This window comes from Streptomyces sp. NPDC048248, from assembly GCF_043201875.1.
Lineage (GTDB): Bacteria > Actinomycetota > Actinomycetes > Streptomycetales > Streptomycetaceae > Streptomyces.
The window spans coordinates 185,920-210,391 of sequence record NZ_JBICZL010000014.1; the positions used below are offsets into that span (position 1 = coordinate 185,920).

At 72.8% G+C, this 24,472-nt stretch carries 20 protein-coding genes; 15 read left to right on the top strand and 5 right to left on the bottom strand.

All coding sequences use genetic code 11. The features are described 5' to 3' along the window. Positions 1-56: 56 nt before the first annotated feature. The 8 genes from ACGFZW_RS29035 (at position 57) to ACGFZW_RS29070 (ending at position 11,822) form a co-directional block, all read left to right on the top strand. Positions 57-800, top strand: a complete 744-nt coding sequence (locus ACGFZW_RS29035) for a GntR family transcriptional regulator (protein WP_393896204.1) — start codon at positions 57-59, stop codon at positions 798-800. Between the two features lie 103 nt (positions 801-903). Beyond that, positions 904-1,611, top strand: a complete 708-nt coding sequence (locus tag ACGFZW_RS29040) for a DUF969 domain-containing protein (RefSeq protein ID WP_393896205.1) — start codon at positions 904-906, stop codon at positions 1,609-1,611. Then, the gene (locus ACGFZW_RS29045) at positions 1,608-2,576 is read left to right on the top strand and encodes a DUF979 domain-containing protein (RefSeq protein WP_393896206.1); all 969 of its coding nucleotides are present in this window, start codon (positions 1,608-1,610) and stop codon (positions 2,574-2,576) included. Before ACGFZW_RS29040 ends, ACGFZW_RS29045 begins: the two co-directional genes overlap by 4 nt. Before the next feature lie 51 nt (positions 2,577-2,627). Continuing rightward, positions 2,628-3,272 carry a pyroglutamyl-peptidase I gene (gene pcp / locus ACGFZW_RS29050; RefSeq protein ID WP_393896207.1) on the top strand — a complete coding sequence of 215 codons (645 nt, stop codon included), beginning with the start codon at positions 2,628-2,630 and terminating at the stop codon, positions 3,270-3,272. Continuing rightward, positions 3,269-4,375, top strand: coding sequence for a DUF2891 domain-containing protein (locus ACGFZW_RS29055; protein WP_393896208.1), 1,107 nt, complete (start codon positions 3,269-3,271; stop codon positions 4,373-4,375). Before pcp ends, ACGFZW_RS29055 begins: the two co-directional genes overlap by 4 nt. Positions 4,376-4,459: 84 nt before the next feature. Further along, positions 4,460-5,983 carry a hypothetical protein gene (locus ACGFZW_RS29060; protein ID WP_393896209.1) on the top strand — a complete coding sequence of 508 codons (1,524 nt, stop codon included), beginning with the start codon at positions 4,460-4,462 and terminating at the stop codon, positions 5,981-5,983. 79 nt (positions 5,984-6,062) lie between these two features. After that, entirely contained in the window at positions 6,063-7,001 is a 939-nt protein-coding gene (locus ACGFZW_RS29065; RefSeq protein ID WP_393896210.1) for a hypothetical protein, read from the top strand. 69 nt (positions 7,002-7,070) lie between these two features. Continuing rightward, entirely contained in the window at positions 7,071-11,822 is a 4,752-nt protein-coding gene (locus ACGFZW_RS29070; RefSeq protein ID WP_393896211.1) for a hypothetical protein, read from the top strand. A gap of 57 nt (positions 11,823-11,879) precedes the next feature. Here the strand turns inward: ACGFZW_RS29070 and ACGFZW_RS29075 are convergent, their stop codons facing one another. Both ACGFZW_RS29075 and ACGFZW_RS29080 read right to left on the bottom strand, forming a co-directional pair. After that, positions 11,880-12,965, bottom strand: coding sequence for an S-(hydroxymethyl)mycothiol dehydrogenase (locus tag ACGFZW_RS29075; protein WP_393896212.1), 1,086 nt, complete (start codon positions 12,963-12,965; stop codon positions 11,880-11,882). 233 nt (positions 12,966-13,198) lie between these two features. After that, positions 13,199-14,005: an IclR family transcriptional regulator gene (locus ACGFZW_RS29080; RefSeq protein WP_393896213.1), complete on the bottom strand. Its 807-nt coding sequence runs from the start codon at positions 14,003-14,005 to the stop codon at positions 13,199-13,201. Positions 14,006-14,167: 162 nt separating this feature from the next. Here ACGFZW_RS29080 and ACGFZW_RS29085 point away from each other — a divergent pair, with 162 nt between their 5' ends. Continuing rightward, positions 14,168-14,497 (top strand): bifunctional 3-phenylpropionate/cinnamic acid dioxygenase ferredoxin subunit, encoded by a 330-nt coding sequence (locus ACGFZW_RS29085; protein ID WP_393896214.1) that lies wholly within the window; start codon positions 14,168-14,170, stop codon positions 14,495-14,497. A gap of 105 nt (positions 14,498-14,602) precedes the next feature. On the opposite strand, the gene ACGFZW_RS29090 is transcribed toward ACGFZW_RS29085, so the two are convergent. Then, positions 14,603-14,998 (bottom strand): hypothetical protein, encoded by a 396-nt coding sequence (locus tag ACGFZW_RS29090; RefSeq protein ID WP_393896215.1) that lies wholly within the window; start codon positions 14,996-14,998, stop codon positions 14,603-14,605. Between the two features lie 369 nt (positions 14,999-15,367). Here ACGFZW_RS29090 and ACGFZW_RS29095 point away from each other — a divergent pair, with 369 nt between their 5' ends. The 3 genes from ACGFZW_RS29095 to ACGFZW_RS29105 are packed head-to-tail and all read left to right on the top strand — an operon-like array spanning position 15,368 to position 19,120. Beyond that, complete coding sequence (locus ACGFZW_RS29095) at positions 15,368-18,250, top strand: nitrate- and nitrite sensing domain-containing protein (protein WP_393896216.1); 2,883 nt, start codon at positions 15,368-15,370, stop codon at positions 18,248-18,250. Beyond that, a complete protein-coding gene (locus ACGFZW_RS29100) occupies positions 18,247-18,693 on the top strand; it encodes a roadblock/LC7 domain-containing protein (protein WP_393896217.1) in 447 nt (148 codons plus the stop codon). Before ACGFZW_RS29095 ends, ACGFZW_RS29100 begins: the two co-directional genes overlap by 4 nt. Positions 18,694-18,706: 13 nt before the next feature. Then, a complete protein-coding gene (locus ACGFZW_RS29105; RefSeq protein WP_393896218.1) occupies positions 18,707-19,120 on the top strand; it encodes a DUF742 domain-containing protein in 414 nt (137 codons plus the stop codon). Between the two features lie 84 nt (positions 19,121-19,204). On the opposite strand, the gene ACGFZW_RS29110 is transcribed toward ACGFZW_RS29105, so the two are convergent. Beyond that, entirely contained in the window at positions 19,205-20,248 is a 1,044-nt protein-coding gene (locus ACGFZW_RS29110; RefSeq protein ID WP_393896219.1) for a zinc-binding dehydrogenase, read from the bottom strand. 167 nt (positions 20,249-20,415) lie between these two features. Here ACGFZW_RS29110 and ACGFZW_RS29115 point away from each other — a divergent pair, with 167 nt between their 5' ends. The 3 genes from ACGFZW_RS29115 (at position 20,416) to ACGFZW_RS29125 (ending at position 22,836) form a co-directional block, all read left to right on the top strand. Beyond that, entirely contained in the window at positions 20,416-21,288 is an 873-nt protein-coding gene (locus tag ACGFZW_RS29115) for an alpha/beta fold hydrolase (protein WP_393896220.1), read from the top strand. Positions 21,289-21,409: 121 nt separating this feature from the next. Next, positions 21,410-22,021: a TetR/AcrR family transcriptional regulator gene (locus ACGFZW_RS29120; RefSeq protein ID WP_393896221.1), complete on the top strand. Its 612-nt coding sequence runs from the start codon at positions 21,410-21,412 to the stop codon at positions 22,019-22,021. A 206-nt stretch (positions 22,022-22,227) separates the two neighbouring features. Then, positions 22,228-22,836, top strand: a complete 609-nt coding sequence (locus ACGFZW_RS29125; protein WP_393896222.1) for an ATP/GTP-binding protein — start codon at positions 22,228-22,230, stop codon at positions 22,834-22,836. A 78-nt stretch (positions 22,837-22,914) separates the two neighbouring features. Here the strand turns inward: ACGFZW_RS29125 and glpK are convergent, their stop codons facing one another. After that, positions 22,915-24,444: a glycerol kinase GlpK gene (gene glpK, locus ACGFZW_RS29130; protein ID WP_393896223.1), complete on the bottom strand. Its 1,530-nt coding sequence runs from the start codon at positions 24,442-24,444 to the stop codon at positions 22,915-22,917. Between the last annotated feature and the right edge of the window lie 28 nt (positions 24,445-24,472).

Consider the following 24,472-nt stretch of genomic DNA (forward strand, 5'->3'; position numbering starts at 1 on the left):
GACGGTCGGAGGGGCCTCGAACGGGTGGTCCGGGGCGGGCGAGAGCGGGGAGCGGCATGGCCGGCGGAGTGACGAAGAACGATCGGCGAAGGCTCGCCGAGGTCTCGGGCCTGGAGGCGGACCGCGCCCTGCTCGGGCGGGCCGGCACCGCCGAGCGGGTGGCCGACATCCTGCGGGACAGGATCGCCGAGGGCTATTTCCCGCCCGGCGCCCGGCTGTCGGAGGAGAGCATCGGCGGCGCCCTCGGCGTCTCCCGCAACACCCTGCGGGAGGCCTTCAGGCTGCTGACCCACGAACGGCTGCTGGTGCACCAACTCAACCGCGGGGTGTTCGTCCGCATGGTGACGGTCGAGGACCTCGACGACATCTACCGCGTGCGTACGCTGGTGGAGTGCGCGGCGGTGCGCCGTCTGGGAAGCGAGCTCAAGGGGGGCGACGCGACAGCCGCGGTCGGCGGGGTGGCGGCAGCGGTGGAGGCGGGGGAGGCCGCCTCCGCGACCAGGTCCTGGCAGGATCTCGCGACCGCCAACATCCGCTTCCACCAGGCGATCGTGGCCCTCGCCGACAGCCCGCGCACGGATGAGCTGATGCGCGGGGTGCTGGCCGAGCTGCGGCTGGTCTTCCACGTCATGGACGACCCCCGGCGCTTCCACGCGCCCTATCTGACCCGCAACCGCCAGATCCTGGAGGCGCTGCAGTCGGGCGCCGTCACCGAGGCCGAGGAGCTGCTGGCCTCCTACCTGGAGGACTCGCGGAGCCAGCTTTCGGGGGCGTACGCACAGCGCATCGCCGAGGGGTGAGTTTCACCCCCGCACACCCCTTGTCGGATCGTTCAACAATCACCTAGCCTCTGGGCACTCTCCTCACGGCCCGCGTGAGGTCCCGTACGCGGAAGGCGGGTCCATGATCGTGCTTCTCGGCGTGCTCGTGGTCGTGATCGGCTTCGCCACGAAACGCAATCCCCTGCTGGTGGTGGGGGTGGCCGGTATCGCCACGGGCCTCCTCGGCGGCCTGACACCCGGCAAGGTGCTCGCCGCCTTCGGCGAAGGTTTCGCGAGCAGCCGGGCGGTGACGATCTTCGCGATCACGCTCCCGGTCATCGGTCTCCTGGAGCGCTACGGCCTCCAGGAGCAGGCCCGCAACCTGATCTCGCGGTTCGGCAAGCTCACCACGGGGCGCTTTCTCGCGCTCTACCTGGGCCTGCGCCAGATCGGTGCGGCCGTCGGGCTGACCAATGTCTTCGGGCACGCCCAGACCGTCCGCCCGCTCGCCGTCCCGATGGCCGAAGGGGCAGCCGAGCGCAAGTACGGCACCCTCCCGGACAGGACACGGGAGAAGGTCAGGTCGTTCTCCGCCAGCGCGGACAACGTCGGCCTGTTCTTCGGTGAGGACGTCTTCCTCGCGGTCGGCTCGATCCTGCTGATCACCGGCTTCGTCAACACCACCTACGGCACGCATCTCGAACCGCTGCACCTCGCACTCTGGGCGATCCCCACGGCGCTGTGCGCCTTCGCCGTCCACGGCTGGCGACTGCTGCGCCTGGACCGCGCCCTGGAGCGCGAGCTGCTGACCGCCGACGTCGCACCCGCTGCCGTGGAGGCCACCAAGTGATCAAGGCAGAGTGGTTCTACTGGCTGGTCGGCCTCAGCTTCCTGGTGATGGCCGCCCAGATGGTCACCGACCGCAGCAACCCCAAGCGCATCGGCACCGGAGCCTTCTGGGGGCTGATCGGCGCCGGCTTCATCTACAGCAGCTGGGTCGCCACCGAGCAGGCGCCCGCCGAACCTCTGGGCGTCGCCGTCCTGCTCATGGCCTGTCTGGCCGGATTCGGCTTCACCGGGCGCGGCACGCCCCGCACCACCACCGGAGAGCAGCGGGTCGCCAGTGCCGCCCGGCTCGGCAACAAGCTGTTCGTCCCGGCGCTGACCATCCCCGCCGTCGCGATGGTCTGCGCGATCGGCGTCAAGCACATCTCCTTCGGGGGAGAACCGCTCCTCCAGGAGGGCAGCGAGACCATCCTCGGCCTGGGTATCGGGGCCATCGCGGCGCTCATCGTCGGCATGATCATGCTGCGCGAGAAGCGGATATCCGTGCCCGTGCAGTCCGGCCGCTCGATGCTGGAGGCGATGGGCTGGGCGATGCTGCTGCCGCAGATGCTGGCCACGCTGGGCGCCATCTTCCAGGTCTCGGGAGTCGGCGACCAGGTGGGCAAGATCGCCACCGCCGCACTACCCGAGGACTCCCTCTACATCGCGGTCGTCGTCTACTGCGTGGGCATGTTCCTGTTCACCATCGTCATGGGCAACGCCTTCGCCGCCTTCCCGGTGATGACCGCCGCCGTCGGCTGGCCCGTGCTGATCGGGCACTTCGACGGCAACGCCGCCGCCGTCCTGGCCATCGGCATGCTCGCCGGCTTCTGCGGCACGCTCGTGACCCCGATGGCCGCAAACTTCAACATCGTGCCGGCGGCCCTGCTCGAACTGAAGGACCAGTACGGCCCGATCAAGGCCCAGCTGCCGACCGCGGGCATCCTGCTCGGCTGCAACATCGTGATCATGTCGCTGTTCGCCTTCTGACCACGGCCCTCCGCATTCCGATTCCATTTGTCCGACCCTGGGAACGAGCACATGACGCGGGTACTTCTGACCGGATTCGAACCGTTCGACGGCGAGTCCGCCAACCCCTCCTGGCAGGCGGTGCGCGCCGCCGCGGCCGAGCCGCCCGCCGGAGTGGAGTTCTTCGCCGCCGAGCTGCCGTGTGTCTACGGAGCCGCGCGGGTGGCGCTGCGCGACGCGATCGAGGAAGTCCGGCCCGAGATCGTGGTGTGCGTCGGCCAGGCCGGCGGCCGCCCCGACATCACCGTCGAACGGCTCGCCGTCAACGTCGACGACGCGCGCATCCCGGACGTCTCCGGCGCCCAGCCCGTTGACGAGGTGATCGTGCCCGGCGGCCCCGCCGCGTACTTCTCCACCCTGCCGATCAAGGCATGCGTCGCGGCGGTCCGCGCCGCCGGTCTGCCCGCCTCCGTCTCCAACACCGCGGGCACCTTCGTCTGCAACCACGTCTTCTACGCCCTCGCGCACCTCATCGCCACCGAACTCCCCGGCATCCGCGGCGGGTTCGTGCATGTCCCGTACGCGCCGGAGCAGGTCCTCCACCGCGCCCAGCCGTCCCTGCCGGTCGCCTCGGTCGCACAGGCCCTGCGGGAGATCGCCGTCACCGCAGCCACCGTCCGTACCGACATCCGCGTCGCCGAAGGCGCCACCCATTGACCGGCGCGACACCTCATGAGGAGGGTGAACTCCCCTCGTACGCAAGGCAGTTCGCGAACGTCGCGCTGAGCAACGTCACCCGTCCCTACCCCTACGCCCCGATGCATCTGCTGACGGGGCCCGAGGACCTGGTGCCCCCGCGGGCCCACCACCCCGCCTTCTACGGCTCCTACGACTGGCACTCCTCGGTCCATATGCACTGGCTGCTGGTCCGGTTGCTGCGCCGCTGCCGGGATCGGGTGGACCACGAGCGGATCACCGAGGTGCTCGACGGCCATCTCACGCCTGCACGCCTCGCGGCGGAGGCGGCCTACCTGCGGACCCACCCGTGGTTCGAGCGGCCCTACGGCTGGGCCTGGCTGCTGGCGCTCACCGCCGAATGCCGGGCCCTGGGCGGCCCGCCGGGCGAGCGCTGGACGGCCGCGCTGGCGCCGGCGGCCGAGGCCGTCGATGAGCTGCTGCGCGGCTGGCTGGAGCGCGCCACCTACCCGGTGCGCCACGGCATCCACACCAACAGCGCGTTCGCCCTCGCGCTCGTCCTGGACAGCGCGGCGGCGGCCGGGCGGCCATCGCTCACCGAGCCGGTGACCGAGGCGCTGCTGCGCTGGTTCGCCGACGACCGTGACGCCCCCGCCCACTGGGAGCCCTCCGGGCAGGACTTCCTCTCCCCGGCGCTCTCCGAGGCCGAGGCGATGAGCCGGGTGCTGCCGAATGCGGAATTCGCCGGCTGGCTCGCCCGGTTCCTGCCCGGCACCGAACACGGCGCCCCGCGGACGCTGCTCACCCCGCCCACCGTCTCCGACCCCGCCGACCCGCAGATCGGCCACCTCATCGGGCTGTCGCTCAGCCGCGCGGCCGCACAGCGCCGTCTCGCCGCCGCGCTGCCCGCGGACGACCCCCGTGGCGCCGTGCTGCGGTCCGCGGCCGGCCGGCACCTGGCGGCCGGACTGCCGCGGGCCATCTCGGGCGATTTCACCGCGGACCACTGGCTCGCGTCCTTCGCCGCCCTCGCGTTGGACGGCCCGCCCGCCACCGCGTCCGGTGCGCGAACCGCCCGTCACCGGACCGCGGACGTGCCCTTTGAAGGCGACGCCGTAGACTGATGCGTCGGCCGACGTGCGGGTCCCGTCATGAGCGGATCCGCGCCGTTTCGTCCGTTGTCAGTGCAAGCGCCTACTCTGTGCGACGTGACTTTTCCTGCCCCGAGGGCCGCTGCGCCCCAGCTCAACGGGCCCAACCGGCCCGCGCCGGGCCCGGCCGCCGACGAAGGCCTGGCCCGCCGTCTGCGCGCCCTGGCGTGCACGGCGCCGCTGCACGACCTCGACGTGCGCAAGGCCAACCTCGCGGGTGAGTACGGCGTCTACGCCATGGCCGAGGTGGCCCTCGCCGTCATCGACCTGGTCACCCTCAACATGGACTTCGACACCGGCGCCGACCACGAGGAGATAGTGGCCAGGGTGCTCCCGCGGATCGCCGCGCAGGCCCCGCGCCGCCCCTCGGGCGAACACGAGCGGGTGGCCCGCTGGGTGCTGGAGAACCTCATCAACGTCGGCAGTGTGGACCGCGGCTTCCGCGCCGTCTACGGCACCTTCAACCCCGAGGGCGAGTACGTCCGGCGCGACTACGACTTCAAGCTCATCGAGGAGGTGCCGGGCGCGGGCGGCAGCGTCTACCTCCGGGCCACCGACGAAGCGGTCAACGTCCTGGTCGGCGCGCTCGACACGGACGTCACCAGCGCCCAGATCGCCGCCGAGGTCAAGCTGGAGGTGCTGATCAGCCGTGGCCGGCTGGCCGACGCCCAGCTCGCCGCTGAGCAGGCCCGCTACCGCACCGTGCAGTATGCAGAGACGCTCCGCAGGACCCTGGACGCCACCCGGCGCAACGTCCGCGCCGTCGACTGGCTGCAGACCGTCCCCGACATGATCACCGAGGCGCTGGACCACGTCGCGGACCGCTACCGCCACGAGAACGCCATCCTCACCAACATCCGCAAGGCCCGCGACGAAACCGAGGAGCCCGAGCACAAGCGGCGCGCCGCCGAACTCGTCGACATCGTCAAGGACTGCATCCGCCGGCACACCCAGCTGCAGTCGCGCCTCCTGGAGGCCGGTCCGCTCTTCCGCGCGGAACAGGACCGACAGGCCTTCGCCACCCCGGCGGCGCACGCCGGACTCGACCTCTACGGCCAGCTCCTCGCCCCGCTGCTGCCGCTGCCCGCCGAGCGCGCCGTGCGCGTCACGGACGCCTTCTTCGCCCGCGGCACGGGCCTGCGGACCCCCTCGGCCGTCCGCGTCGGCGACCTCGTCGAGGTGCTGCTCACCCCGCCCGTGGAGCGTGAACACCTCGGCGCCGAGATGCCCGAGCCCGACCTGGTGGCGACGCCCGACGACAGCCGCTTCAGCGAGGAGCAGCTCGACGCCGCCATGGAGTTGCTCGACCTGCCCGCCGACGCGCCCCGCAGGCTCTCCGGTCTGCTCGCCGACGCGCGCCGCACGGACCCCGATCTCCCCTACCTCGTCGCCCTGTTGGCGGTGCACGCCGCCAGCCCCCCGGTCGGCACCGCCTACCGCCAGGGCGAGCAGCAGCTGCTCTTCGCCGTCGACGACGGCACCGAGCTGTCCGACCCCGAGTTCGGCGGCGCCGACCTCATCGTCGGCACGGCCCTGCTGGACGCTGCGGGGATGGCCGCGGACCGCTCGGAGGTGGCCTGATGCCCCGGGTGCACGACGCAGCCCAGACCACCGCATTCCACCCCGGCGCCGCCCGGAACCCGCACAAGGAGCCGCAACCGTGACCGAGTACGACGCCGCCGAGCCGGCCGCGCCGGAGCCGACGTCCGCCCCGGGCGAGACGGCCGGCCGGTTCCTGCCCGCCGACGCGGTCCCCGGCGCCGCGGTCACCGCACCGGTCACCCCGGCCGACGCCGCGGACGCCGCACGGCTGGTCTCCTTCGGACTCCAGCCCAAGCTCCTGCCCGCCCGCGACGCCGAGTACGCCGAACTGCTGCGCCGCTACCGCGACGACCCGCCCTTCGCCCGGCTCGCCGACGCCGTCGCCACCGGCCTGGGCCTGATCGTCCTGGAGGTCTCCACCCGCGCGGGCATGGCAGTCACCGCCGCCGACGACTCCGTCTTCGCGGTCCGGATGGGCGACTACGCCCGCCGCGCCTCCGCCGACTCAGCGGACCGCTTCCTGCACGGCCTGGCACATCTCGCTGTCGCCGCCCTCGCCTTCCCGCGCCCCGAGGACCTCGCCGACGACGGCTATATCGGCCGGATCACCGTCAACGGCGTCGACGCCTTCGTCCGGCAGGCCTGCCGCCGCCTGGAGGAGCGCGCCGAGCAGGAGGGCGAGAACACCGACCCGGCCACCGACGCACCCGGCCTGGAATCCGCCTGGCGGGTCTACGCGCGCCGCAGCGCGACCGGTGCCACCAAGGACGCCCGGCGACTGGCAGGCTCGACCACCGGCATCATCGCCAAGGCCGTCACCTTCCTCGTCGACTCCGGATTCCTGCAGCGCACCGGCGACGACGCGGGCGGCGCCTACCGCACCACCGCCCGCTACCAGCTCCAGGTACGCGACATGGCGGGCAGCGCCGCCATGGCCGAACTCCTGGAGCTGGGCGTGGTGCCCGTCGCCGACGGCAGCGCCTCCCTGATGCCCGGCGAGGACACCGACGACCTCGACCTGGTCTCCGATGCCGGACTCCCCTTCCACTCCGGCTGACCCCACCGCACCACCGCACCACCGCCCCGCCCGTCCGACCTCCGCCCGACACGACAACGAAAGTCCGCCATGTACGAGCTGTCCCGGGTCCGCCTCTACTCCATCGGACCCGCCGGTGCGCGCTACGCCGACACCGTGCTTGACCTGCGCGGAGTCGGTGCGTCCGTACCCCACCCGGCCCCGGCCCAGGCGGACTTCTTCGAGGACGAACCGGTCGGCCCCCCGCGCCGCCCGGCCCCCGCGGGTGTGCTGTTCCTGGAGAACGGCGGCGGCAAGTCGGTCCTGCTGAAGCTGATCTTCTCGGTCATGCTCCCCGGCCACCGCAACACCCTCGGCGGCGCCAGTTCCGGCGTGCTGCGCAAGTTCCTGCTCGCCGACGACTGCGGGCACGTCGCCCTGGAGTGGCAGCACGTCCTGACCGGCGAGAGCATCGTCGTCGGCAAGGTCAGCGAGTGGCGCGGCCGGCAGGTGTCCAACGACCCGCGCAAGTTCGCCGAGGCCTGGTACAGCTTCCGGCCGGGGCCCGGCATGAGCCTGGACTCCCTGCCCGTCGCCGAGGCCACCATCGTCCGGCCCCGCCAGGAGGGCGGCGAGGGCGCGTCCGGAGCCCAGGGCCGCCGGCGCACGATGAAGGGCTTCCGCGACGTCCTCACCGAGGCGGGCAAGAACTACCCGAACCTCGACGTCGTCTGGGAAGAGATCCACGAACGCTGGAACGAACACCTCGGCGTCCTGGGCCTGGACCCCGAACTCTTCCGCTACCAGCGGGAGATGAACGCCGACGAGGGCGAGGCGGCCGGCCTCTTCGCCGTCAAGAACGACTCCGACTTCACCGACCTGCTGCTGCGCGCCGTCACCGACACCCGCGACACCGACGGCCTCGCCGACCTCGTGCACGGCTTCGCCCACAAGCTCGGCCGCCGCGCCGAGCTCACCGCCGAGCGGGACTTCACCGCCGGCTCCCTCGACCTGCTGTCGCGGATCGCCGAGGCCGCGGAGCACCGCGAGCGCGCCCGCGAGGTGCACGCCGGAGCCGAGCGCCGCACCCGCGGCCTCGCCCAGCGGCTGCACGCCCGTGGCACCGAGGAGCGCGGCCGCGCCGCCGAGCTGGCCGAGCAGGTCGCCGCCGCCGCCCACCGCGTCACCGACGCCGAAGGCACCCGTGAGCGCCGCTCCCTGGTCTCCGCCGAAATCGCCTACCGGCACGCCTCGCTGGCCCTGGCCGCCGCGGAGAAGGGCGCCGCCGCCCAGCGCCGCGAACTGAACGACGCGCGCACCCTGCACAGCGCCTGGCAGGCCGCCGAGATCGCCCTGCGGCACCGAGCCGCCGCCGACCGCTCCGCGCGCGTCGCCGCCGCCATTCGCGAGGCGGAGCGGGACGCGGCACCGGCGCTCGCCGCCCGTGCCACCGCCGCCGCCGACCTCGTCCGCGCCCTGCACAGCGCCGCCGAGGCGGGCGAGCGGATCGCCAACGAGGAGGAGGAGCGTTCGGCGGCCCTCCAGGAGGCCGGCGAATCCGCGCACCGCGACGCCACCGCCGCCGCCACCCACGCCCAGCGCGCCCGCAGCGAGGTCGACCACCTCAAGCAGCGGCTCGCCGAGGTCGAACAGGAAACGGCCGAGGCGGTCGAGGCAGGCTGGCTGGACGACACCGCCCCGGACGCCGACCCCGCGCGCGCCGCGCTCGCCGCCTCCGACGCCGAGAAGACCGCCGTCGAGGCATGGGACTCCGCCCGCGAGGCCGCCCGCCTGGCCACCGACCGGGCCCGCGAGACCACCGCACGGCACGCCGCGGCGGAACTCGCCGCCGCCCGCGCCGAGGACGCCGCACAGGCCGCGGAACGTGCCCATGACGCCGAGCGGCGCGCCGCCGAGGCGATCGGCGCCGAGCAGCGTCTGGCCGACCTCCTCGGCCTCCCGCAGTCCGAGACGAAGTCCATCGGGCTGCCAGGCCCGCGGACGGCCACCGGGGGCGTGGAGGTCGTGCGGTCCCGCCGCCCCGCTGCCGGACCGCTCACCGCGGAGGAGCTGGACCGCAACGCCGACGAGCTGGCCGAACTGCTGGAGCAGGGCGTCGCCACCGCCGAGCGGCAGCTGTTCGACCTGCGCACGGCCGCAGCCGACGACTCCCGCATCCTCGGCGCGCTGGGTGACGGCGGGCTGCTGCCCCCCGGGCCCGATGTGCTGGCCGCCGTCGAGTACCTCGGTGAACACGGCGTCCCGGCGCTGCCCGGCTGGCGGTATCTCGCGCAGTCCGTCGACCCCGCCGACCACGCGCGGGTGCTCGCTGCCCGTCCGGAACTCGTCGACGGCGTCATCATCACGGACCCCGCGACCCACGCACGGGCCCGCGACATCCTCGCCCAGGCAGCGCTGCTGCCCCGCTCCGCCGTCGCCGTCGGCACCGCCGCCGCGCTGCTCGCCCCCACCCCCGCCCCCGACGGCCGCGACACCGGCGTCTTCCTCGTCCCGCCGAACCCTGCGATGCACGACGAATCCGCCGCCGACGAGGAGCGGCAGGCGCTGCGGGCGCGGGCCATGGAGCGTGACGACGAGATCCGCGCGCTGGCCGCGCGGCTCTCCGGGGACCGTGCGCTGGCCGCCCGCCTCGGGTCGTGGCGCAGCGGCTGCCCGGCCGGCCGGCTCGCCGAACTGTCTGCCGCCGCCGAGCAGACCCGCTCGGACGCGGACGAGGCCGCGGCCGAACTGGGCGAGGCCCGCTCCGCGCGCGACGACGCCGAGGAGGCCGCGGCGGAGGCCACCGCCGTCCGTGACGAGCGGCAGGAGACCGCGCAGCGCGCGCGCCGGGTCGCCGACGTGCTGGCAGGGCTCGCGCACCGGCTGCGCGAGCGCGCCGCATGGCAGTCACGGCTGCGTGAACTCGCCGACGAGACTGCCGAGTTCGAGGCGCGCGCCGAGGAGTGCGTGGACCGTGCGCGTGCCGCTGACGAGGACCGCAGAGCCGCCCAGCGAGCCGCCGACGACGCCCGCCGTACGGCACGCGCGCTGCGCTCCGAGCGAGCCGAGATCGCCGGCGTACCGGACGACCTGGGTGAGGCACCGGAGGACGCGAGCGCGTCGCTGCCAGCGCTGCGCGAGGCGTACCGCGCCGCCTCCCAGCTCTACGAAAAGGTCGGTGTCGGCGCCGACCTCCGGGCCGAACAGGCCCGCGCCGAGGGCGACGAGAGCGCCTCCCTCGCCGAGCTGAACCGCCTCACCAACAAGGTCCGCACCCGCGCCGAGCAGCTGCTGCAGAGCCCGGACGCCGCCGACGGCCCGTCCCGGCAGGCCGCCGCCTCCCGTGCCGAGGCACTGGTGCAGATGTTGGAGACCCGCGCGTCCGCCGCCAGCGAGCAGTTGGGGCGGCTGCGTGGCGAGGCCGAGCGGCTGGCGCCGACCGACGGCGAAGCGCACACCGAGCTCCCCGCTGAGATGGTGCCCGCCGACGCCGACCGCGCCAAGGAGCTGCTGCGCCTGGCCGCCGGCGAACTGGCCACCGCCACCGAGGCGTTGGACACCGCCCGCGACCGGCACGACGCGCTGTTGCGCGACCACCGCGCGGCCGAGGACGCGGCGGGCGGTTTCGACGAGACCGCGGCCCTGCTGCGCGATCTGTTGCGTGACCACCACGACACCGCCGCCGGTCCTGGCGACCGGGGTGCGGAGGAGACCGAGCCGTACGCCGGCCGGCTGGAGGAGGCCCGGCAGGCCGCAGCGGAGTCCCGCCGCTCGCTGCGCGGCTGCGCCGCCGACCTCTCCGCCGCCGAGGCCGCGGTGCGCGAGGCGAGCGACATCCTCGTACGCCACGCCAACTCCACCCGCTACGAACAGGTTCGTACCCCCGCCCGGCAGCAGATCCGTGAGCTGCCCGCCGCCGCGCTGCCGGACCACGCCGCGAAGTGGGCCGATGCCTTCGCTCCGCGTCTGCGGGTGCTCACCGACGAGCTGGAGCAGCTGGAACGCAACCGCGACAGCATCGTCGACCGCCTCCGTGGCCTGGTGGAGTCGTCGCTGACGACGCTGCGCTCGGCGCAGCGGCTGTCCCGTCTTCCCGAAGGGCTGGGGGAGTGGTCCGGGCAGGAGTTCCTGCGGATCCGCTTCGAGGACCCCGACCAGGCCACGCTCACCGAGCGGCTGGGGGAGGTCATCGACGAGGCGACACGCTCCGCGGTCAAGAAGAACAGCGACCTGCGTCGGGACGGTATGACGCTGCTGCTGCGCGGGGTCAGCGCGGCGCTCCAGCCACGCGGGGTGGCCGTGGAGATCCTCAAGCCGGACGCCGTGCTGCGCGCCGAGCGGGTGCCCGTCGGGCAGATGGGCGACGTCTTCTCCGGTGGTCAGCTGCTGACCGCCGCCATCGCGCTGTACTGCACGATGGCGGCGCTGCGCAGCAACGACCGGGGCCGCGACAAGCAGCGGCACGCCGGCACGCTGTTCCTCGACAACCCCATCGGCCGCGCCAACGCCACGTATCTGCTGGAGCTCCAGCGCGCCGTCGCCGATGCGCTGGGCGTCCAGCTCCTCTACACCACCGGCCTCTTCGACACCACCGCGCTGGCGGAGTTCCCGCTGGTCATCCGGCTGCGCAACGACGCCGACCTGCGGGCAGGGCTGAAGTACATCAGCGTCGAGGAGCATCTGCGCCCCGGCCTGCCGCAGCAGCAGGACCCGGGCGAGGAGGCGGTGCACGGCCAGATCACGGCGACGCGGATGTACCGCAGGCCGGAGCAGCAGCCGAAGGTGCCTGCCCAGCAGGAGACCGCTCCCGATGAGGCCACGGATCCGGTGCCCGGCGCGCAGCCGGACGACGCCGACAGGTGAGGCCGGGAGCCTGCTGTGGTGCCCGCGCCGGGTCACCACAGCAGGCTGCCGCTGCCGTCAGAGCACGACGACCGAACGCAGCACCTCGCCCCGCCGCATCTTGCCGAAGGCGGGTTCGACGTCGTCCAGGGCCACGGTCTCGGTGACGAACCGGTCCAGGTCGAGCTTGCCGCTCAGATAGAGGTCGATGAGGACGGGGAAGTCGCGGCTGGGCAGGCAGTCGCCGTACCAGGAGGACTTCAGGGCGCCGCCGCGGGAGAAGAGCTCGATCAGCGGCAGTTCGATGCGCATGTCGGGGTCGGGGACACCGACCTGGACGAGGGTGCCGGCCAGGTCACGCATGAAGAAGCCCTGCCGGTAGGTCTCCGGGCGGCCGACCGCGTCGATCACCACGTCAGCGCCGTGCCCGCCGGTCAGGCCGCGCACCGCCTCGATCGGGTCCGTACCACGGGAGTTGACGGTGTCGGTGGCGCCGAAGCGCTCTGCGGCGTCCAGCTTGGCATCGTCGATGTCGACGGCGATGACCCGGCGCGCCCCTGCCCGGGAGGCGCCGGCGATGGCGGCGTTGCCGACGCCGCCGCAGCCGATGACGGCGACGGTGTCGCCGCTGCCGACGGCGCCGGTGTGCACGGCCGCGCCGTAGCCGGCCATCACCCCGCAGCCGATGAGACCGGCCGCCTCCGGCCGCGCCGAGGGATCGACCTTCACCGCCTGCCCCGCGGCGACCAGGGTCTTCTCCGCGAACGCACCGATGCCAAGAGCCGCGGTCAGCGGGGTGCCGTCCAGCAGGGTCATCGGCTGGGTGGCGTTGCGCGAGTCGAAGCAGTACCAGGGACGGCCACGGCGACAGGAACGGCAACTCCCGCACGGCGCACGCCAGGCGAGCACCACATAGTCACCCGGCGCCAGATCGGCCACCCCCGCACCGACCGCCTCGACCACACCCGCCGCCTCATGCCCCAGCAGATAAGGGAAATCCTCACCGATCGCCCCCTCCCGGTAGTGCAGATCGGTATGACAGACCCCGCAAGCCTGGACCGCCACGAGCACTTCGCCCGGGCCGGGATCCGGCACCCGGATCGGCAGCACTTCGACGGGTGCGCCCTTCTTGACGGCGACGACGGCGCGGGCTTCGTGCGGCATGTCTCACTCCTAAACAGCGCCTGCGCGGGCGGCAGGGGCGGGTGCGCGTGGAGTTGGCACGGGTGCCTGTGAGGGGTTGGGTGGTGCGCTCGGTGGTGACGGGGGAGGGCGGTGAACAGCGGGCCGCCCGCAGCCCGTAGCGTGTTGCCCATGGCGCGCTTCGTTGCGCCATAGGAGACATGCTGGAAGTTCGCCAGGAATCCGTCAAGAGGCGATTTTTCGCAGCGCCGGCCTCAACCGGCGTACCCCATGCGGCGGGAGAGATCCTCGGCCGCCTTCGCGGAACGCTCGGCCAGTTCGGCGAGCAGCGGCTCCTCCATGCGGTACGCCGGCCCGGACACGCCGATGGCGCCGATCACCGCCCCGTCGTGTGCCCGCACCGGCGCCGCCACCGCGTTCAGTCCGATCTCCAACTCCTCGGAGGAACAGGCGAATCCGTCGTCGAGCGCGGCGCTCAGCTGGTCGCGCAGCCCGGCGGGCGTGGTCAGGGTGTTCTCGGTGAAGCGCGGCAGTTTGCGGGCCAGTAGCGTCTCTCGGCGCTCCCGGGGCAGATGCGCCAACAGCACCTTGCCGCTCGCGGTGGCGTGCAGTGGGGTGCGGCGGCCCAGCCAGTTGTAGGCGGTCACCGCGGCGGAGCCTCTGGCCTGCATGATGTTGACCGCCGCGTCCCCGTCCAGCACCGCGATGTTCGCCGTCTCCCCGGTGTCGTCGGCGAGCGCCCGGCACACCGGCTGACCCTCCTGCGAGATGTCGAGCCGGATCGCCGCGGCGCCGGCCAGTCGCAGCACCCCGGCGCCCAGGAAGTACTTCCCGCGCTCCTTCTCCTGCTCCACCAGCCCGCGGTTCTCCAGTACGCCGAGGATCCGGAACGCGGTGGACTTGTGGACCTCCAGCTCCTCCGAAATCTCGGTCACTCCGGCCTCGCCCAGCCGGGCGAGGATCTCCAGAACGCTCACCGCGCGGTCCACGGACTGGACGGAGCCCGCCCCTCCGCGCCGCTCCTCGGAACGCTCGTCCGGTGTATCGGTCGTGTTCGGCATGGGTCTTTGCGTCACCACCCGGTGGCCCCTGGAGGGGCACGTCTGAGGCTCTCGGCGGAAAGCTCTTGACGGCCCGCTTCCCGACTTGGATTCTGTTGCGTATCGCGCTCTGCGATGCGTTATTCAAAACGCCATGATACCGATCAGTGCCAGGGGGGCCAGATGTTTCCCGTCTGCCGTGTCGAGGACCTGCCCGAGGGCGAATCCGTACGGATCGAGCTCGGTGACGCCATGCCGGCCATCGCCGTCTTCCATGCCGAGGGTGGTTTCTACGCCGTCGACGACACCTGCAGCCATCAGGACGCCTCGCTCTCCGAGGGCTGGGTCGAGGGCTGCTTCGTCGAATGCCCGCTGCACGCGGCGCTGTTCGACCTGCGCACCGGAGCACCGACCTGTCTGCCCGCCCGGCGGCCCGTCCGGACACACGAGGTCAGCGTCCTGGACGGAATGATCCACGTCCGGCCGGCGGTCAGGGAAGAGGCCGTGGCGTAAAGGCCCGGACCGGGCGCCGGAGCGTCCTGTCCCGGCTCACCTGCCGTCGTCCTCCGACGCAACTCGTGAGGCACCCGCCGCCGGTGGGGTGTACGGCCGCCCCGGCTACGCCGCTCGCTCGCGCGGCGGCGAGTCCACCTGCGACCCGCCGTCCCGCGACGCCCGCCGCTCCTGGCGGCGGGCCTGTCGCCGCTCACGGCGCAGCTCCCGGGCGGTGCTGCTCGGCTGCGACTGCACGCCGTTGCGCTGCACCCACACCTGCCGGGTCACCCAGACGTCCAGCACCGCCCAGGTCGCCACGATGGTGCCGGCGACCGTGCAGAGGACCGCGGGAAAGGCCAGCCACGAGCCCGCCAGTGTGCTCAGGAACGCCACCATGGCCAGGATCAGGGTCAGCGCCACGACGATGACCGCGCGCACCGCGGCGGTGCGCACCGGATCGGCCATCCGGCGCCGGGTCGCCGGCTCCTCCTGCCACAAGGGGCGCCTGCCGGTGTCCATGAACGCGTCACACTCCCCGTACTCTCCCCGCCCGTCCGACACTTCGGTGGCTGCCCGGATTCACCGGATACATGCCCGAGGCGCCGGACCCGACGCTCTCATCGTCAGGTATCGACCGGATGTGGCGTTACCCGGGGTAGGGGAAAATCGGCCAACCGGGCGCGTATGACACCCCGTAGCGGCGTGATTCCGATGCTGTCACCGTGGGTGGGTTGTCCGGTAATCGACGGACAACTCATGACGATCCCGCCCCGCCCCCTTTCCGGAAGGCTCGGACAGGTCTTCGGCTAGGTCACCCGACAGTAGTAGGCTCGCGCCGTTTGTTGACGGAACACCACCCCCGTGCGCCGGGGTTGACTAGGGGAGGCCATGCGCTTTCGCGGGAAGTCGATCCGCCGGAAGATCGTGGCGCTGCTGCTCGTGCCGCTGGTGTCCCTGACGGCCATGTGGGCGTTCGCGACGTACCTCACCGGGCGTGAGGCCAACCAGCTGCTCGATGTCGGCAACGTCATCCGCAGTGTGGGGTATCCGGCCGAGGACGTCGTCCAGGCACTCCAGCGCGAACGCCGCGAGAGTCTGCTGTATCTCGCGGACCGGCGCGGCGCCGACGCGCTGACCGCCCTGCGGCGGCAGGCCAGGACCACCGACGAGAGCGTCGACCGGCTGCGGGCCAACGCCCAGGACCCCTCCGTACGCCAGGATCTGGCCGGTGACGCCGACTACCGGTTGGACAGCGTCGTGAAGGGACTGTCCGGCCTTCCCGCGCTGCGCGCCCAGGTCGAGGACAACACCGTCACCCGCGAAGAGGCCATGGAGGCGTACAACGCCCTGGTCGACCCGCAGTACGACTTCCTCGCCGCGCTCCACGCCCTGGAGAACGTGGAGATGGACAAGCAGGGCCGCGCGCTCGTCAACATCACCCGTGCCCGCGAGGCGTTCTCCCGCGAGGACGCCCTGATGTCCGCCGCCCTCGTCTCCGGCAGCATGAGCAAGCGCGATCTGCGGTCCTTCTCCGACCGGATCGCCGAGCGCCGGGTGCTGTACGCCACCAGCCTGCCCATCCTGCCCGTCAAGGACCGCGGCCTCTACGAGGACTACTGGCGCACCGCCACCGCGCACGAACTGGCCGACTACGAGGACCGGGTGATCGCAGCCGGCGCCCAGGCCGGACCGCGCAGCGTCAACGCCGAGCGGTGGCACACCGCCGCCCGCAAGGTGCTCGGTGATCTCCAGCGGATGGGCAAGGACGCCGGCGACCGGTACCAGGAGCGCGTCGAACCGGTGGCCACCGCCGTCGTGCTCAAGGCGGGCATCGCCGGTGTCCTGGGCTTCGCCGCCCTGCTGGTCTCCGTCATCGTCTCCTTCCGTATCGGTCGCAGGCACGTCAAGGACCTCACCCGGCTGCGCAAGGCCGCCCACGAGGTCTCCGGCGTCCGGCTGCCGAGCGTCATGCGCCGGCTCGCGGCCGGCGAACAGGTCGACGTCGAGACCGAGGCGCCCCGGCTCGAATTCGGCCAGGACGAGACGGGCCAGGTCGGCCAGGCGCTCAACACCCTCCAGCGGGCCGCCGTCGAGGCCGCCGTCAAGCAGGCCGACATGCGACGCGGCGTCTCCGAGGTGTTCGTCAACCTCGCGCGCCGCAGCCAGGTCCTGCTGCACCGCCAGCTCACTTTGCTGGACGCGATGGAGCGGCGTACCGAGGACACCGACGAACTGGCCGACCTGTTCCGCATCGACCATCTGACCACCCGCATGCGGCGGCACGCGGAGGGCCTGGTCATCCTGTCCGGCGCGGCGCCCTCACGGCAGTGGCGCAAACCCATCCAGCTGATGGACGTGGTGCGCGCGGCCGTCGCCGAGGTGGAGGCCTACGAACGGATCGAGGTGCGCCGGCTGCCGCGCCTCGCGGTGGACGGCCCCGCTGTCTCCGACCTCACCCACCTGATCGCCGAACTCCTGGAGAACGCCACCGTCTTCTCGCCGCCGCACACCGCCGTACAGGTGCTCGGCGAGCGGGTATCCAACGGCTTCACCCTGGAGATCCACGACCGTGGCCTGGGCATGGCCCCCGATCAGCTGCTGGACGCCAACCTCCGGCTCGCCGAGACCCCGGAGTTCGAGCTGTCGGACACCGACCGGCTCGGGCTGTTCGTGGTCAGCCGGCTCGCCCAGCGGCAAGGCGTCCGGGTCTCGCTCCAGCCGTCGCCCTACGGCGGCACCACCGCCGTCGTGCTCATCCCCGGGACCATCCTCACCGAGTCCTCCGAGGGCGGCCGTGAGGACCGGGAACTGGACTCCGCGGACCCTGCGGGCCTGCGGTTCGGCAACGAGCTGGAGCACGCGGCCGGCAAACTCGCCGCGCTCTCCCAGGCGCCGGTGCCGTTCCCGGCGCGGCAGGCGCGTACCCCCGCAGCCCTCGACGGGCCGGTCGAACTCGAGGCGCCGCTCGGGCTGGACGAGCTGGACTCCCTCGACGACGAGGACAACATCTTCCGTGACCGGGAGCGCGGACGGGGCCGGGGCCGACGGGGACCGTCCGCCGGGCAGAGCGCCGGGCCGGCCAAGACATCGGGCATCACGTCGGTGCCCCCGGTACCGTCCGGTGAACAGCACCAGCAGACGCGCGACCAGGCGCCGGGCGGGCTCACGCCCCTGCCGCGCCGTCCCCGGCCCCCGGTCCTGGTCTCCGACCACGGCAGGACCGTGGAGGACGGCGAGACGCGCGCGAAGGCGGCCGCCGACCGGCCGGACTCCGATCGCCCCGGCCGCCGTCCCCAGGAGCCCGTGCAGGGCGGGTCGGACGCGTCCCCGGGCGCTGACGACGCCACCGCGCCGCCCGGGGAGGCCCCCCATTCCAGGACGCCGGTCGGACTGCCCCGCCGGGTACGGCAGGCCAGCCTCGCGCCCCAGCTGAAGGCCGACCCGGAGCGTCGGGCCGAGACGGACCGGCGGGTCGAGGAGCCCTTGGAGGATCGCGACGCCGACGCGGTGCGCGCGCGGATGGCCTCGCTCCAGCGTGGCTGGCAGCGGGGTCGGCAGGACAACGGCGAGGCCCCGGAGGACGCCCACGGGGCGGGCCGGCGGACACCGCGCGAGGACGCCGGGAGCGAGGCGGCAACAGGGCGCGCCGATCCCCGGCACCACGACGAAGCACAGCGCACGGGCCCGGCCCGTGACGCGACCGTGCGGGACGGCGACGACGCCGGCTCGGACACAGCACCAGGAACCACATCGGGAGGGGACGGTCCATGACCGCACCGAAGGCAGCAGCTTCCACCGCATCGGGCGCAACGAAGGGAACCGGCGAACTGAACTGGCTCCTGGACGAGCTGGTCGACCGGGTCGGCAGCATCCGCAAGGCACTCGTCCTCTCCAGCGACGGGCTGGCCACCGGCGCCTCGAAGGACCTGACCCGCGAGGACGGCGAGCACCTGGCCGCGGTGGCCTCGGGCTTCCACAGCCTGGCCAAGGGGGTCGGCAGGCACTTCGACGCGGGGCGGGTCCGGCAGACGCTCGTCGAGCTGGACGACGCGTTCCTCTTCGTCAGCGCGGCCGGCGACGGCAGCTGCCTGGCCGTCCTGGCCGACGCGGACGCCGACGTCGGTCTGATCGCCTATGAGATGACGCTGCTCGTCAAGCGCGTGGGCGCGCACCTGGGCACCGCGTCCCGGTCCGGGCTGCCCGCCGGAGGGTGACGACGGTGACGCCATGAGCGACCTGGACGGTCGGGCCGTGCCGGAGCGGGGAGCGGCGCGTTGGTTCGACGACGACGCGGGGCCGGTCGTCCGCCCGTACGCGATGACGCGCGGGCGCACCCGCACGCCCGCTGAGGGGCGACTGGATCTGATCGCCTTGGTGATCGCCGAGTCCCGCGCGGACGGGGCGGTACCCGACCAGACGCTGTCGCCGGAGCATGTGGAGATCGTCGAGCTGTGCCGCGGGGCACCGCTGTCGGTCGCCGAGCTGGCGGCCGAACTGGACCTCCCGGTCGGGGTGGTCCGGGTGCTCATCGGCGATCTGCTGGACGTGGAGCTGGTCCATGTCAGCAGGCCCGTCCCGCCGGCCGAACTGCCGGACGAGAAGGTGTTGCGCGAGGTGATCGACGGTCTTCGCGCCCTGTGACGCCGGTAGCGCGCGACGCCCGTGCCACCCACCCGGAACGACGGGCGGGCGGCACGGGCGTCGTACGTGCGAAAGGGGCCGTTTTCAGGGGCGGACGATGATGCGGAGGGGGTTGCCCTCGTGGGTCTCCAGGCGGCGAACCCCTTCGGCGATGTTTTCGAGCGGCAGCTGCGCGCTGACCGACCCGCTGATGTCCAGGCGTCCGGTGGCCACCAGCCTGACGAGCTGTTCGATGTGGGCCTTGCGATAGCCGAGGTGGCCGGTGACGGTGTGGCGATCGCGGACGAACGGGGTCTGCGGGCCCAGGTCGAACCGGTCCATGGACATCCCGATCATCACCAGGCGGCCTCGGTACCCGAGCGCCCGGTTGGCCTGGGCGTAGGTCCGGCGCCGGCCGACCGCGTCGATCGCGACATCCAGGCCACGGCCCCCGGTCAGCGCGGCGACCTGGTCGAGGGCGTCCTCGGCGGTGGGGTCGACGGCGTGGTCCGCGCCGCGCTCCAGTGCGCGCTGCCGGGCCGCGGGCAGCGGGTCGAGGGCGATCAGCGGAGCCGCCCCGGCCAGCCGCGCGCTCTGCACGGCGTGGATGCCGATGCCGCCGAGGCCCCAGACACCGACGCTCTCCGCGGGGCGCACCGCCGCCGTGTCGACCACCGCTGCGTACGGCGTCGAGACGGCGTCGGCCAGCACCGCGGCCTGCTCCAGCGGGATGCCGTCGGGCACCCGCACCAGCGAGGTGACCGGCACCAGCACATATTCGGCCCAGGCCCCGTCGAAGTCGAAGGCCATGATTTCGACGCGTTCGCAGTCGTCGGCCGCGGCGCCCGCGATGCAGGCCGGGCAGGAGCCGCAGGCCCGCCCGGCGTGCAGGACGACACGGTCGCCCGGCTCCCACCCGGCGGTCGGGGCGCCCAGCCGCTCGATCACCCCGGCCGCCTCGTGGCCCGGGGTGATGGAGGCCCGCGACGTGGTGAAGACACCGCCGAGCAGGCTCAGATCGGAGTGGCAGATGCCGCAGGCGGCGACCTTGACCAGCGCCTCGCCGGGCCGCGGCGACGGCACCGGCACGTCCTCGACGGTGAGCTTGCCGGTGGCGGGGGTGAAGCGGGCGGCGCGCATGGTGGTCATCGGAGGATCTCCTCAGTGCCCGGCGAGGGGCTCGGCGAGAGAGGCGGCCGGCTTCCGTCCGGGGCGGGGGCGGGCGCCGGACATGCGCGGCCGGGGGCTTGTTGAGCAACGCTCAGCACCGTTGTACGGTCGCTGTTAAGCAGTTGTCAACAAGAGGAGACGCCGCCATGGCCACGGACGACATCCCGGCCCCCGCCTTCGAGCAGCTGAAGATCGAGGTCGGCCCGCACGTCTACGACGCGCTCGCGGCCGGTCCCGCCGACGGCGAGTTCGCCCTGCTGCTCCATGGCTGGCCGGAATTCGCCGACTCCTGGAGCGCCGTGCTCACCGCCTTGGGCGCGGCCGGCTACCGCGCCGTCGCGGTCGACCAGCGAGGCTATTCCCCGGGCGCCCGCCCGTCCCGCGTCGCCGACTACGCCGTACCCCAACTGGTCGCCGACGCCCTGGCGTTCGCCGACTCCCAGGGCGCGGGCCGCTTCCACCTCATCTCCCACGACTGGGGCGGCCTCGTCGCCTGGGCGCTGGCCGGCGCCCACCCCGAGCGGCTGAAGTCCCTCAGCGTGCTGGCCACCCCGCACCCCGAGGCGCTCAACCGGGCCATCGTCGAGGACCCCGACCAGTACCGGCGGCTGGACTACGTCCGCTTCTTCCGCGGTGCGGACGACGCCGCGGAGGAAGCGCTGCTCGCCGACGATGCGAAGCGGCTGCGCGCCGCCTACCGGGGCAAGGTCCCCGAGGCGCTGGTGTCCGAGAACGTCCGCAGGCTCGCCGAGCCGGGTGCGCTGACCGCCACTCTGAACTGGTACCGCGCTCCCGAGGACGTCATCTCGGTGCCCGCTGGCCGCATCACCGTGCCCACTCTCTTCCTGTGGGGCACCGAGGACAGCGCCCTGGGCCGCCGGGCGGCAGAGACGACCGGCGGATGGGTCGACGGCCCGTACCACTTCGAGGCCCTCGAAGGCGCCAGCCACTGGCTTCCCGAAGAGGTCCCCGATGTGGTCACCCCCAAGATCCTCGACCACCTCGGCCGGAACGCCTGAGCGCATGGGGCCGCGGCAGGCCGGGGCGCACCGTACGCGTCCCGGCCCCGCGGCGGGCAGCGCGGGCCACGGCCCTTTCGCGGAACCCGAGGAGCCCGTCCCCCCGCCGTACACTGCGGGCATGTCCGGCAAGCGCGTCACCCGCCTCACCCCCGACCAGCGCCGGGAGCAGCTGGTCGGCATCGGTCTGGAGATGCTCGCCGAGCGCTCCCTGGACGAGCTGTCCACCGACGAGGTCGCCCGGCGGGCCGGCATCTCCCGCGGGCTGCTCTTCCACTACTTCGACTCCAAGCGCGACTTCTACCGCGCCGTGGTCCGAGCCGAGTGCGCGCGCTTCACCGCGGCGACGGAACCCGACGGGACGCTGGAGCCGGTCCCGTGGATGCGCGCTTTCATCGCCGGCTTCGTGGACTACGTCCTGGAACACCGGCAGGTGTACCTCGCGCTGGTGCGCGGCGCGGCCGGCAGCCATCCCGCGGTGACCGACATCGTCGGCGAGACGCGCGAGACGCTCGCCCGCCGGATGCGTGACGGCCGCCGCCGGCTGGGCATGTCGGAGGCGCCACGGGTGGAGCTGGCCTCACGCGCGTGGATGGCGTTCGCCGAGGAAGCGGTGACGAACTGGCCGGTCGAGGAGGCCGACGCCCGCGAGGAGCTGTGTGCCTTCCTGGAATCCAGCTTCGTGAGCCTGCTGGGGCTGCTGGACCGGCCCACGGTCCTCGCCCCGCGCTGAGCCGCCGCCACGCGAACGCGTCCGACCTGGCCCTTTCGACCCGGTTGGCGGCGTGCGGGGATTGCCCGCCGATAACGATGCCGCACCGCAAGTGAGCACTCCCGCACGCACGTTGTACCGTGCCTGTGCAGCTGCCGATCGTCCACCGACGATCGCCGACAGGCGTGAGTTCCCCTGCACACACGGCAATTCAGGAGAAGAGACCCATGGCCTTCGGGCGTTCCGAGCGCCGTCGCCGGTCCACCGTCGATCCGCTGTCGCTCAAGATCCTCGTCGCGGGCGGCTTCGGCGTGGGCAAGACCACCCTGGTGGGCGCCGTCAGCGAGATCAAACCGCTGCGCACCGAGGAGCAGCTGACCGAAGCGGGGCGCCCGGTCGACGACCTCGGCGGTGTGGAGACCAAGACGACCACCACCGTGGCGATGGACTTCGGCCGGATCACGGTCAACGACGAACTGCTCCTCTACCTCTTCGGCACACCCGGCCAGGACCGCTTCTGGTTCCTGTGGGACGAGCTGTCGCTCGGCGCGCTCGGCGCGGTGGTGCTCGCCGACACCCGCCGCCTGGCGGACTCCTTCGCCTCCATCGACTACTTCGAGCGGCGCGGGCTGCCCTTCGTCGTCGCCGTCAACTGCTTCGACGGCGCGGAGCGTTACCCGACCGAGGTCGTCCAGGACGCGCTGGACCTGCCCCCCGAGGTGCCCGTGATGCTGTGCGACGCCCGGCGCAAGGAATCCGTCCGGGATGTGCTGATCTCCGTCGTACGGCACGCCGGGGACGTCACCGCGCGGGAGCGGGAGCCCGCGCTGCCCTGACCTCGGGCGCGGGCACGGCCGGTACCCCGCCGTCCGGGATACCGGCCGTACGTCTGCGCGTCCGGTCGAGACCGGCGTCTAGGAGGCCCGGCCGCCGTCCTCGGCAAGCCACCCGAAGCTGCGCTCCACTGCCTTGCGCCAGTTGCCGTACTCGCGGTCCCTGACCTCCCCGTCCATCCGCGGGGTCCACTCCGTGTCGCGCTTCCAGTGGGTCTTCAGCTCGTCCAGGTCCTGCCAGACACCGGTCGCCAGGCCCGCCGCGTACGCCGCCCCCAGACACGTCGTCTCCGGGATCACCGGGCGGATCACCGGCACCCCCAGTACGTCGGCCTGGTGCTGCATCAGCAGATTGTTGGCCGTCATGCCGCCGTCGACCTTGAGCTGTGTGATCCGCACCCCCGAGTCCTGGTACATCGCGTCGACCACCTCGCGGGTCTGCCAGCTGGTCGCCTCGAGCACCGCGCGTGCCAGATGCGCCTTGGTGACGAATCCGGTCAGGCCGGTGATCACACCGCGCGCGTCGGAGCGCCAGTACGGCGCGAACAGGCCGGAGAACGCCGGGACGATGTAGGCCCCGCCGTTGTCGGGGACGCTCGCCGCGAGCGCCTCGATCTCGTCGGCCGAGGAGATGATGCCGAGCTGGTCGCGCAGCCACTGCACCAGAGCGCCGGTGATGGCGATGGAGCCCTCCAGGCAGTACACCGGAGCCTCGCCGCCGAGCTGGTAGCCCATCGTCGTCAGCAGCCCGCTCTTGGACGGGACCGGGCGGTTGCCGGTGTTCAGCAGCAGGAACGATCCGGTGCCGTAGGTGTTCTTGGCCTCGCCGACGCCGTAGCAGGTCTGCCCGAAGACGGCCGCCTGCTGGTCGCCGAGGGCCGAGGCCACCGGCACACCGTGCAGCTGGCCGACGGCCGTGCCGTACACCTCGGCGGACGACCGGATCTCCGGCAGCATCGCCTCGGGCACGTTCATGGCCGACAGGATCGACGGGTCCCACTGGAGGGTCGAGAGGTTCATCAGCATGGTGCGGCCGGCGTTGGTCACGTCGGTGACATGCACGCCGCCGTCGGTGCCGCCCGTCAGGTTCCAGATCAGCCACGAGTCGATGGTGCCGAAGGCGATCTCGCCACGCTCGGCACGGGCCCGCAGACCGGGCACCTCATCCAGCAGCCAGGCCGCCTTGGGCCCGGAGAAGTAGCTCGCCAGCGGAAGTCCGGTGGCCTCGCGGAAGCGGTCCTGGCCGTCCGCGCCGCCCAGTTCGGCACAGAGCTGAGAGGTCCGGGTGTCCTGCCAGACGATGGCGTTGTGCACCGGCCGGCCGGTCGCCCGGTCCCACAGGACCGTGGTCTCCCGCTGGTTGGTGATGCCCAGGGCACTCAGCTGGTCCGTGCGCAGCCCCGCCTTGGCGAGCGCGCCCGCCACCACGGCCTGCACCTTCGACCAGATCTCGGTGGCGTCGTGCTCGACCCAGCCCGGCCGGGGAAAGATCTGGCGGTGCTCACGCTGGTCGACGGCGACGACCGCTCCGGCGTGGTTGAAGATGATGCAGCGGCTCGACGTCGTGCCCTGGTCGATCGCGGCGACGTACTTCTCGGTGTGCTCCGTCATGACGTCATGTCTCCTGAGGTCTCGGTGC

Bases quoted from the DNA above. Each gene is read 5' to 3' on its own strand.
- ACGFZW_RS29110 (WP_393896219.1), bottom strand. From the start codon at position 20,248: ATGACCACCATGCGCGCCGCCCGCTTCACCCCCGCCACCGGCAAGCTC.
- glpK (WP_393896223.1), bottom strand. From the start codon at position 24,444: ATGACGGAGCACACCGAGAAGTACGTCGCCGCGATCGACCAGGGCACG.
- ACGFZW_RS29100 (WP_393896217.1), top strand. From the start codon at position 18,247: ATGACCGCACCGAAGGCAGCAGCTTCCACCGCATCGGGCGCAACGAAG.
- ACGFZW_RS29105 (WP_393896218.1), top strand. From the start codon at position 18,707: ATGAGCGACCTGGACGGTCGGGCCGTGCCGGAGCGGGGAGCGGCGCGT.
- ACGFZW_RS29070 (WP_393896211.1), top strand. From the start codon at position 7,071: ATGTACGAGCTGTCCCGGGTCCGCCTCTACTCCATCGGACCCGCCGGT.
- ACGFZW_RS29120 (WP_393896221.1), top strand. From the start codon at position 21,410: ATGTCCGGCAAGCGCGTCACCCGCCTCACCCCCGACCAGCGCCGGGAG.
- ACGFZW_RS29080 (WP_393896213.1), bottom strand. From the start codon at position 14,005: ATGCCGAACACGACCGATACACCGGACGAGCGTTCCGAGGAGCGGCGC.
- ACGFZW_RS29085 (WP_393896214.1), top strand. From the start codon at position 14,168: ATGTTTCCCGTCTGCCGTGTCGAGGACCTGCCCGAGGGCGAATCCGTA.
- ACGFZW_RS29075 (WP_393896212.1), bottom strand. From the start codon at position 12,965: ATGCCGCACGAAGCCCGCGCCGTCGTCGCCGTCAAGAAGGGCGCACCC.
- ACGFZW_RS29115 (WP_393896220.1), top strand. From the start codon at position 20,416: ATGGCCACGGACGACATCCCGGCCCCCGCCTTCGAGCAGCTGAAGATC.
- ACGFZW_RS29125 (WP_393896222.1), top strand. From the start codon at position 22,228: ATGGCCTTCGGGCGTTCCGAGCGCCGTCGCCGGTCCACCGTCGATCCG.
- ACGFZW_RS29095 (WP_393896216.1), top strand. From the start codon at position 15,368: ATGCGCTTTCGCGGGAAGTCGATCCGCCGGAAGATCGTGGCGCTGCTG.
- ACGFZW_RS29035 (WP_393896204.1), top strand. From the start codon at position 57: ATGGCCGGCGGAGTGACGAAGAACGATCGGCGAAGGCTCGCCGAGGTC.
- pcp (WP_393896207.1), top strand. From the start codon at position 2,628: ATGACGCGGGTACTTCTGACCGGATTCGAACCGTTCGACGGCGAGTCC.
- ACGFZW_RS29040 (WP_393896205.1), top strand. From the start codon at position 904: ATGATCGTGCTTCTCGGCGTGCTCGTGGTCGTGATCGGCTTCGCCACG.
- ACGFZW_RS29090 (WP_393896215.1), bottom strand. From the start codon at position 14,998: ATGGACACCGGCAGGCGCCCCTTGTGGCAGGAGGAGCCGGCGACCCGG.